This window comes from Rhizobium freirei PRF 81 (genome assembly GCF_000359745.1).
In the GTDB taxonomy this organism is placed as follows: domain Bacteria; phylum Pseudomonadota; class Alphaproteobacteria; order Rhizobiales; family Rhizobiaceae; genus Rhizobium; species Rhizobium freirei.
On the sequence record NZ_AQHN01000090.1, the window covers coordinates 116,812 to 124,526 of the forward strand.

8 protein-coding genes are annotated in these 7,715 nt (G+C 60.1%); 7 read left to right on the top strand and 1 reads right to left on the bottom strand.

The window, feature by feature from the left end; translation table 11 throughout:
- The first annotated feature begins 5 nt into the window (after window positions 1-5).
- The 6 genes from flgA (at window position 6) to fliP (ending at window position 4,241) form a co-directional block, all read left to right on the top strand.
- On the top strand, window positions 6-488 hold the full coding sequence (flgA, locus tag RHSP_RS31155) for a flagellar basal body P-ring formation chaperone FlgA (protein WP_004128593.1): 483 nt from the start codon (window positions 6-8) through the stop codon (window positions 486-488).
- A complete protein-coding gene (locus RHSP_RS31160) occupies window positions 485-1,603 on the top strand; it encodes a flagellar basal body P-ring protein FlgI (protein WP_004128596.1) in 1,119 nt (372 codons plus the stop codon). Before flgA ends, RHSP_RS31160 begins: the two co-directional genes overlap by 4 nt.
- Entirely contained in the window at window positions 1,600-2,139 is a 540-nt protein-coding gene (locus tag RHSP_RS31165) for a MotE family protein (protein WP_037155676.1), read from the top strand. Before RHSP_RS31160 ends, RHSP_RS31165 begins: the two co-directional genes overlap by 4 nt.
- Complete coding sequence (gene flgH / locus RHSP_RS31170; protein WP_037155678.1) at window positions 2,136-2,849, top strand: flagellar basal body L-ring protein FlgH; 714 nt, start codon at window positions 2,136-2,138, stop codon at window positions 2,847-2,849. The genes RHSP_RS31165 and flgH overlap by 4 nt, the downstream gene beginning before the upstream one ends.
- Window positions 2,850-2,994: 145 nt before the next feature.
- A complete protein-coding gene (locus RHSP_RS31175; RefSeq protein WP_037155681.1) occupies window positions 2,995-3,486 on the top strand; it encodes a flagellar basal body-associated FliL family protein in 492 nt (163 codons plus the stop codon).
- Window positions 3,483-4,241, top strand: a complete 759-nt coding sequence (gene fliP, locus RHSP_RS31180) for a flagellar type III secretion system pore protein FliP (protein ID WP_004128601.1) — start codon at window positions 3,483-3,485, stop codon at window positions 4,239-4,241. The genes RHSP_RS31175 and fliP overlap by 4 nt, the downstream gene beginning before the upstream one ends.
- A gap of 172 nt (window positions 4,242-4,413) precedes the next feature.
- Here the strand turns inward: fliP and RHSP_RS31185 are convergent, their stop codons facing one another.
- Complete coding sequence (locus RHSP_RS31185) at window positions 4,414-6,357, bottom strand: O-linked N-acetylglucosamine transferase, SPINDLY family protein (protein WP_037155695.1); 1,944 nt, start codon at window positions 6,355-6,357, stop codon at window positions 4,414-4,416.
- 332 nt (window positions 6,358-6,689) lie between these two features.
- On the opposite strand from RHSP_RS31185, the gene RHSP_RS31190 reads away from it, so the two are divergent.
- Window positions 6,690-7,607, top strand: coding sequence for a flagellin N-terminal helical domain-containing protein (locus RHSP_RS31190; RefSeq protein ID WP_004128606.1), 918 nt, complete (start codon window positions 6,690-6,692; stop codon window positions 7,605-7,607).
- Window positions 7,608-7,715: the final 108 nt, after the last annotated feature.

Genomic DNA, 7,715 nt, shown 5'->3' on the forward strand with positions numbered 1-7,715 from the left:
GCCGGATGAAAAGCTTAGCAATGGCCTGGTTCGCCGCAGCGAGCCTTTCGATCGTGGTCGTGCCGGCCGCGTCCGCCGGCGCCCAGAGCGCCGATGCGAGCATGGGTACCGCCGTCGTCCCGACCGAGACGATCTACCCGGGCGACATCATCAGCAGTGGCCAGCTCGAAGAAGTCGAAGTCACCAACCCCAATCTTACGGGCGACTATGCCAAGCGAACCCGCGAGGTAACCGGCAAGGTATCGAAACGGACGCTTCTGCCCGGCCGCACCATCTCCGTCTCTGCGCTGCGGCAGCCCTTTGCCGTGACGCGCGGCTCCAATGTCCGTCTGGTCATGAGCATGGGCACCATGACGATCACGGCGGCGGGGACTCCATTGGATGACGGCGCCGTCGGCGACAGTATCCGGGCTCGCAACATGGATTCCGGCATCATCGTCAACGGCACGGTTCTAGAAAACGGTACGATCCGCGTGGTCGCAAAATGAAACGGCTTCGTCAATTTCTCGCTATTCTGTTCGCGTTGCCCAGCCTGATCATTGCCGATCCGGCTGCCGCGATGCAGTCGCGCATCAAGGACATCGCGTCGCTGCAATCCGGCCGCGACAACCAGCTCATTGGCTATGGTTTGATCGTCGGTCTCCAGGGAACGGGTGACAGCTTGCGTTCGTCGCCGTTCACCGAGCAATCCATGCGCGCGATGCTGCAGAATCTGGGCATTTCGACCCAGGGCGGTCAGTCCGCGGCCAGGAATACCGCAGCCGTCATGGTGACGGCTAATCTGCCGCCATTCGCAAGCCCGGGAAGCCGCATCGACGTGACGGTGAGTTCACTCGGCGATGCGACGTCGCTGCGTGGCGGCACGCTGATCATGACTTCGCTCAGCGGCGCCGACGGGCAGATCTATGCCGTTGCGCAGGGTTCCGTCATCGTGTCCGGCTTCCAGGCGCAGGGTGCTGCCGCAAGCGTTACCGAAGGTGTCACCACCGCCGGCCGCGTACCGGGCGGCGCCATCATCGAACGCGAACTGCCCTCGCGCTTCAAGGATTCGGTCAATCTGGTCCTGCAGCTGCGCAACCCCGATTTCTCCACCTCCATCCGCATCGCCGACACCGTCAATGCATGGGCAACGTCGCGTTACGGCTCGCCGATCGCCGAGGCGAAGGATTCGCAGGAGGTTACTGTCGCCAAGCCGAAGATGGCCGACCTGACGCGGCTGATGGCCGATATCGAGAATCTCAATGTCCAGACGGATACGCCGGCCAAGGTCGTCATCAACGAGCGCACGGGCACCATCGTCATCGGCGCCGACGTTCGCGTCTCCCCGGTCGCCGTGAGCTATGGAACGCTGACGGTGCAGGTGAGCGAGAACCCGCAGGTGATCCAGCCCGAGCCGTTCTCGAACGGACAGACGGCCATTCAGGACCAGACCGACATCACCGCTACCAAGAGCGGCGGCCGTGTCGCCGTGCTGGAAGGGCCTGACCTGAAGACGCTGGTCTCCGGTCTCAACAATATCGGCGTCAAGCCGGACGGCATCATCGCCATCCTGCAAGGCATCAAGTCGGCCGGCGCCCTGCAAGCGGAGCTCGTGTTGCAATGATATCGATCGTCATCGCCAGAAGAATGCTGATCTCCGCGAGCCTGGCGGCAACAGCCATGCTGCTGTCGCTTGATACCACCGTGGCGCAACAGGCAGCGAAACCGGTTGTCGATCCGGCGTCCAGCCAGGACGAGATCCGGCAATTCTGCACCAACATCGCCGATCCGGCCCGCGATCAGCGCTATCTGCTGCAGAAGCAGGAGCTCGAGAAGTTGCGCGGCGATATCGATCAGCGCATCGCCACAATGGACAAGCGCAAGGCCGAGTACGAGGACTGGCTGAAACGCCGCGACGACTTTCTGAAATCGGCAGATGTCGGCCTGGTCGACATCTACAAGAATATGAAGCCCGACGCGGCGGCTGCGAGCCTCAATGATGTCAGGACCACGATTGCCGCGGCGATCATCATGAAGCTCTCGTCGCGCCAGTCGAGCCTCATCCTTGCGGAAATGGATGCGCACAAGGCGGCCGTCATCACCAATATCATCGCCAGCGCATCCGACCCGAATACATCGAAGTCGAAGGACCCCTCATGAATATGCGTCTTACGGCCACCTGCGCAATTGTCGTCTTTCTCGCCGGCTGCCAGTCGCAGGCCCTCAGGGAAATCGGCAGGGCGCCTGCCATGAGTCCGATCGGCAGCGGCCTGCAATATGCGCAGACGCCGCAGATGTCGCAGTATCCGAAGCGGCCGCACCAGGTCGCGCAGGGCTATTCGCTCTGGAACGATTCGCAGGCGGCGCTCTTCAAGGACGCGCGCGCCCTCAATGTCGGCGACATCCTGACCGTCACGATCAAGATCGACGACAAGGCGAACTGGGACAACGAGACCAATCGCAGCCGTACGAACAAAAGCGATATGAACTGGGATATTTCCGCCCGGATCTTCGGCATGCAGCCCAAAACCAATGCGACGGCCACCTCGGGCTCCGACACCAGCACCGACGGCAAGGGCAAGATGCAGCGTTCGGAGCAGATCAATCTGCTCGTCGCCGCCGTCGTCACCGGCATTCTCGAGAATGGCAATCTGATGATCAGCGGCTCGCAGGAAGTCCGCATGAATCAGGAAATCCGCATTCTCAACGTCGCCGGTATCGTGCGGCCGCAGGATGTCACCTCGGAGAACACCATTTCCTACGACAAGATCGCCGAGGCGCGCATCTCCTACGGCGGACGCGGTCGCCTGACCGAAGTACAGCAGCCGCCGAGAGGCCAGCAGGCGGTCGACCTGCTGTCGCCGCTCTGACCGTCGACGGCATCGGATAGTGAGAGCAATTCCAGCAAAAGTGCACGGCGGTTTTGCGTTCGGAATTGCGTAAAAACAAAGAGATAGAGCATTTCTGTGGCTCGGTTTGAAACAGAAATGCTCTAAGCAACGGACGGATAGGGACATGGCGGCAGCCGCAGACGAACCGACAAAGAGCAAGGGCTCGCCGCTCATCATGACGATCGTCGGGCTGTCGGTGCTGACCGTGCTCGGCGGTGGCGGCGGCTGGCTGCTCGGCACCGTCGTCGCGCCAAGGATCAAGGCTGCCACCGCGGCCGTGCAGGCGAAGACGCCGGCAGCTGGCGGCAAGCAGGCTGCGGCCGCAGCGCAGGCAAACGGCATCATCGCGCTCGATCCGATTACCACCAATCTGGCTTACCCTTCGCAGAACTGGATAAGGCTGGAAGTTGCCCTGGTATTCAAGGGGCCGCCCGACACCCAGCTCGCACAATCGATCCATCAGGATATCCTCACTTTTATCCGCACCGTCTCCCTGCAGCAGATCGAAGGCGCGCGAGGCCTGCAATATCTTCGGGATGACATTCAGGAGCGTGTTGACCTGCGCTCGGAAGGACGAGTATCGAAAGTTATGTTCAGAACTTTCGTGATTGAATGAGTCGATTAGCATTTGCCCTGTTGATATTAGTGATTGCTGCATTGTCGCCTGAACTGGCGATGGCGCAGCAATTGCCGCAGCAGCTTCCCACCGATCTTCTGAACGCTCCCGTGAACGGCTCGGTTGCCGCCTGGATCATCAGGACCTTCGGGCTCCTCACGGTCCTGTCGATCGCGCCCGGCATCCTGATCATGGTGACGAGCTTTCCGCGCTTCATCATTGCCTTTTCGATCCTGCGCACCGGCATGGGTCTTGCGACGACGCCGTCGAACATGATCCTGCTCAGCCTGGCGCTGTTCATGACCTTCTACGTCATGTCGCCGACCTTCGATCAGGCCTGGAAGGACGGCGTTCAGCCGCTGCTTGCCAATCAGATATCGGAAGCGGACGCCGTGCAGCGCATCGCCGAGCCCTTCCGTACCTTTATGTCGAATAATACGCGCGACAAGGATTTGAAGCTTTTCGTCGATCTGGCGAAGGAGCGGGGCCAGACGACTGTGGTCGACAACAAGATCGACTATCGCGTCCTGATCCCCGCTTTCATGATCTCGGAAATCCGCCGCGGTTTCGAAATCGGCTTCCTTGTGGTCCTGCCGTTTCTCGTCATCGACCTGATCGTGTCGACCATCGTCATGGCCATGGGCATGATGATGCTGCCGCCGACGTCGATCTCGCTGCCTTTCAAGATTCTGTTCTTCGTGCTGATCGATGGCTGGAACCTGCTGGTCGGCAGTCTCGTTCGCTCTTTCCACTGACAATTAGAGCATTTCCAGGAAAAGTGCGCAGCGGTTTTCCGTTCGGAATGCGCAAAGAGACAGGAAGATAGAGCGTTTTCGCTTTTCGAAGAGAAGCGGAAGCGCTTTGGTCACCGACAATCAATCGAAGATCGCCGGGAAGAAAGAATTTCCCTCCCGGCGATCTTCGAGCCTATTCGGCGGCAATGGCCGCTGCGTTCTGATCTTCCGTCATGAAGGGTTCGGTGCGGGTCGGCAGCGCCGGCACGTCCATATGGTCGGGCGCCAGTCCCTGCTTGGCGCGTTCCACCATCATCTCGAAGGCCGCCTCCAGATGGTGCGTGAAGCGCTCGGAATCGAAGAGCGGCTTGATGTAGCGATTGGCTACCAGCGTCTCCTTGAGCTGCGCAATGCGTTCCGGCTGGCTGGCGAGTTCCACCGCCATGTCTTCGTATTGCTTGATGTCGTCTGCAACCAGTTCCGGCACGCCGATCGCGTTGAGCAGGCTTTCGCTGACGCGGGAGGCGAAGTTGGTGCCCTTCATGGTGAGCACCGGCAGGCCGCCCCACAGCTGCTCCGACGTGGTCGTATGGCCGTTGACCGGGAAGGTGTCGAGACCGAGATCGGCAAGCTGCTGACGATCGATGTGTTCCTGATAGCCGATGCGGCCCGTAAAGACGACACGCTTGCGATTGATGCCGTTTGCCTCCAGACGCGCCCAGAGATTGGCTTCCGCTTTCGGGCCGTTGCACAGCAGCCAGAGCACGCTGTTCCTGGTGCGCTTGAGAATATTGCACCACACGTCGATCATCTGCGAGGTGATCTTGCGGTTGCCGTTGAAGGAGGCGAAGACGAAGGCGTCTTCCGGCAGCCCGTGCGCGGCGCGCGTCGTCGGCTGCGGCTTCGGACGGTTGAGCGGATCGTTCGGCTGATAGCACTCGGGCAGGCGGCAGAATTTTTCGTGGAAGTGCTCTTTCGAACGCTCCGGCAGCACGTAGGGATCGCCGATGATGTAGTCGAGATCGATATTGACTGTCGTGCCGGGAAAGCCCAGCCAGGCAATCTGGATCGGAGCCGGCATGTGATTGAGAATATGGGCCCGGCTTCCCTTGGTATGCCCCTTGAGGTCGATAAGTATGTCGATGTCGCGCGCACGGATCGCTTCCGCAGCCGCCTGGTTGGAAAAGTCGCGGATATCGACCATCGTTCCAAGCTTCTCGTAATCGAATTGCTCTTCCTGCTGGGCAAGCGGATTCGAGTGGTCGAACAGAGTGACCTCGAACCGCTCCTTGTCATGCAGCTCGAGCACATGCTGCAGCAGCTTCATCGTCGCATGCCCCGGCCAGAAGTCGGAGGAGAGATAGCCGATGCGTATCTTTCGGCCCCATGCGTGCGGAAGCTTGCGGCGCGTCTCGGCATGGTCGACGGGCAGCGGTTCCGTGTCATGGATCGCGAGCTTGTTGAGCGCCTCGTCGCCGCACCAGTGAAGATGGAAGAAAGGGTTGTCGGGGATGACGTGGTCGAGCCTGCCCTGCGCCAGCGACGCCAGGACTGGCGCCATATGCTTGTCGACTGCGGCAAGATCCGACTCTTCGCGCGCGAAGATCAGATAGAGCGTCCGGAAGATGATGTTGTCAGGGTAGGTCTTGAACAGGGTCGCAACGATGTGCTTGTTGCCTTCCTCGTAGAGATCGTCGGTGAGAAGCGTTGCCGCCATCATCCGATGCCGCATCTCCGGCCCTTCGACGAGCACGCTCTTGAAGCCGGTCAGAAGTTCTTTCTGCTGACGGGTCAGGAAAATGCGGCTGAGGACAAAGGCCAGATCCGGATCCTTGAAGGCCAGCGGCAGGATCAGGCTGCCGATCGCCAGCGCCTGATCGTCATTGCCGCATTCGCTGTGGAGCAGCAGCGCTTCGCGGAGATAGTCGTCGCGACGGGGCGGTTGCCGGCCTGCCAGCTCGTAGGCGCTCGCCGCATCCGCCTTGAAGCCGAGCTTCAGAAGGGTCTTGGCGAGCAGCGCGTAGGTTTTGGCCGACCTGTCGACATTGAGCAGGTCGTTCAGCGTTTCGAGCGCGCGCGTATATTGTCCCTTCTGATAGAAACTGGACGCTGTCACAAAGGCGTTTTTCGTATTCACGAGCGAGAACTCCAAGCGGAATGTTGAACCGGCTCTCGTCAAAGGCCGAGTGCCGGCATCATGGATTCGCCCGATCATCGCGCACGTAGCTTGCCTGAAACCGAAGCAGCGATCGCAAGGCCTTTACGTATTCTTAGCCACGTTCCGGATAGGCGGCTTCGTTAAGGCCAGGTTTAAGGAATTGGCAAGCAATGGATGCGACCTTCCTTGCGACATGACGGGTTTGGTCCTCTAGGAAGACGGATCGAGGGGCATGAAGCTGCTCCGTCATCGCCGGTATTCTCAGTCCGGTATGTCCTCCTTTCGTATCCAGTTTCCAGGGGACACACTCAATGACCAGCATTCTTACCAACAATTCCGCAATGGCCGCCCTCCAGACGCTGCGCGGCATCACCAGCAACCTGCAGCAGACGCAGAGCCACGTATCGTCGGGCCTGCGCATCGCAAAGGCTTCCGACAACGCTGCTTACTGGTCGATCGCCACCAGCATGAAGTCCGACAACGGCGCCATCGGTGCTGTTACAGACGCTCTCGGCCTCGGCGCCGCCAAGGTTGACACTGCTTCGACGGCTGTTACCAGCGCCATCGACATCGTCGGCCAGATCAAGAACAAGCTTGCAACTGCCATGGAAGGCTCTGTCGACAAGAAGTCCGTCCAGGGCGAAATCGGCCAGCTGCAGCAGCAGCTGCAGAGCGTTGCCCAGTCGGCTTCGTTCAACGGTGAAAACTGGGTCATGGCTCAGAACGGTGGTTCGGCTTCGGTCGTCTCCTCCTTCATCCGCGGCACCAACGGCACGGTTTCCGTCAGCACGACGGCCTACAAGTTCGACTCCAGCTCGGTCGGCAACGTTCTGTTCGGCACGACCGCAGCCGGCTCGCTCGACACGGCTTCCGGTATCCTTGGCACCAAGAACACCACCGTCAACGCTTCGGTCTTCAGCCTCGACATCAGCAAGATGACCTCTGGCCAGATCTCCAGCGCCCTGAACATGGTTCAGACCGCTCTGAACTCCATGACCAGCATGGGCTCGAAGCTCGGTTCGATCTCCAGCCGCATCAGCCTGCAGACGAGCTTTGCCTCGTCGCTGTCCGACTCGATCCAGTCGGGCGTCGGCAAGCTGGTTGACGCCAACATGGAACAGGAATCGAGCAAGCTGTCCGCTCTGCAGACGCAGCAGCAGCTCGCGATCCAGTCGCTCTCGATCGCCAACTCCTCGAACCAGTCGATCCTGTCGCTGTTCCGCGGCTAATAAGAAGCTTCGGCGTCTGACGCCGGACGAAAATCTTAAACAAGACGTTAACCGCGCCTACCTAAGGCGCGGTTTTTTTTATTTTTTCGGGTCATAAGGGGTTCAAGA